At 64.7% G+C, this 2074-nt stretch carries 2 protein-coding genes; both read left to right on the top strand.

What is annotated here, in order from left to right; genetic code table 11:
- On the top strand, nucleotides 1–789 hold a 789-nt coding region (locus EOA36_RS34250; protein ID WP_127281109.1), incomplete at its 5' end, for a dihydropteroate synthase.
- A partial coding sequence (locus EOA36_RS34245; RefSeq protein ID WP_127281108.1) for an ASKHA domain-containing protein occupies nucleotides 740–2074 on the top strand: 1335 nt, incomplete at its 3' end. The genes EOA36_RS34250 and EOA36_RS34245, both read left to right, overlap by 50 nt.

Raw genomic sequence — 2074 nt, 5'->3', positions numbered from 1 at the left:
CTCGACGTCAATGCCGGCGTCACCTCGGTCAACCCGAACGAAACCGAACCTGGTCTTTTGGTGCAGACGCTGGAAATCGTCCAGGGCCTGGTCGATCTGCCGCTGTCGATCGACAGTTCCGTCACCGCCGCGATCGAGGCCGCGCTGAAGGTCGCCAAGGGCCGCCCGCTGGTCAACTCCGTCACCGGCGAGGAGGAGAAACTCGAGGCCATCCTGCCGCTGGTCAAGAAATACAACGTGCCCGTCGTCGCCATCTCCAATGACGAGACCGGCATTTCGATGGATCCGGACGTGCGCTTCGCCGTCGCCAAGAAGATCGTGCAGCGCTGCGCCGATTTCGGCATTCCGGCGCACGACGTCGTTGTCGACCCGCTGGTCATGCCGATCGGTGCGCTTGGCGATGCCGGCCGCCAGGTGTTCGCGCTCTTGCGCCGCCTGCGCGAGGAGCTCAAGGTCAACACCACCTGCGGCCTCTCCAACATCTCCTTCGGCCTGCCGCACCGCCATGGCATCAACGCCGCATTCATCCCGATGGTAATCGGCGCCGGCATGACCTCGGCGATCATGAACCCGGTTCGCCCACAGGAAATGGAAGCCGTGCGCGGCGCCAACGTGCTCAACGGCACCGACGAGAACTGTACCAACTGGATCCGCACCTACAAGGACTACAAGCCGGCCGAAGGCGGTCACCCGGTGGCGGCGCCGACAGCGGTCAATGCACCGGGCGAAGGCGGCGGCAATGGCGGCCGCCGGCGCGGTGGCCGTGAAGCCCGGATGGGCCGGGGATAAGCGCGCAATCGTGAATTCACCTGCAAACATTACCGATCCGCTCGTGCTGTTCATGCCGTCAGGCAAGCGCGGGCGGTTCCCTGTCGGCACGCCCGTGCTCGACGCCGCGCGTCAGCTCGGCGTCTATGTCGAAAGCGTGTGCGGCGGGCGCGCCACTTGCGGGCGCTGCCAGATCGAGGTGCAGGAAGGTAATTTCGCCAAGCACAAGATCACCTCCTCAAACGACCACATCTCGCCCAAAGGCCCCAAGGAAGAGCGCTACGAGCGTGTGCGCGGCCTGCCCGAACGGCGCCGCCTCTCCTGCTCGGCGCAGATCCTCGGCGATCTCGTCATCGACGTGCCGCAGGATACCGTCATCAACGCTCAGACCATCCGCAAGGATGCCGACACCAGGGTGATCGCCCGCGATACGGCGATCCGCATGTGTTATGTCGAGATCGAAGAGCCCGACATGCACAAGCCCCTGGGCGATCTCGACCGGCTCAAGATCGCGCTGATGAAGGATTGGGGCTTTAAAAACCTCGAATTCGACTTCTACCTGCTGCCGCAGGTGCAGGGCATATTGCGCAAGGGCAACTGGACCGCCACCGCCGCCATCCACAAGGATGCCGACAGCGACATAGCGCGCGTCATCGCGCTATGGCCGGGCCTCAAGAACGAGGCCTATGGCCTGGCCTGCGACATCGGCTCGACCACCATCGCCATGCATCTGGTGTCGCTGCTGTCGGGCCGCGTCGCCGCCTCTTCGGGTACGTCGAACCCGCAGATCCGCTTCGGCGAGGATCTGATGAGCCGGGTCTCCTATGTGATGATGAACCCGGATGGCCGCGAAGGCATGACGGTTGCTGTCCGCGAGGCGATCTCCAGCCTCGTCGATAAGGTCTGCGCCGAAGGCAACGTCCAGCGCAACGACATCCTGGATTCCGTCTTCGTCGGCAATCCGATCATGCATCACCTGTTCCTCGGCATCGATCCGACCGAGCTCGGCGGAGCCCCCTTCGCGCTCGCGGTCTCCGGCGCGGTCCGCATCAAGGCATCCGATATCGGCCTCAAGCTCAACCAGGGCGCGCGCCTCTATATGCTGCCTTGCATCGCCGGCCATGTCGGCGCCGATGCGGCGGCGGTGACGCTGTCGGAAGGCCCGCATCGCCAGGACGAGATGATGTTGATCGTCGATGTCGGCACCAATGCCGAGATCGTACTCGGCAATCGCGCGCGTGTTGTCGCTGCCTCCTCGCCCACCGGTCCGGCCTTCGAAGGCGCCGAAATCTCAGGCGGCCAGCGG

This window comes from Mesorhizobium sp. M8A.F.Ca.ET.021.01.1.1, from assembly GCF_003998025.1.
In the GTDB taxonomy this organism is placed as follows: Bacteria; Pseudomonadota; Alphaproteobacteria; order Rhizobiales; family Rhizobiaceae; genus Mesorhizobium.
This window is presented reverse-complemented; position numbering and strand designations above follow the sequence as displayed.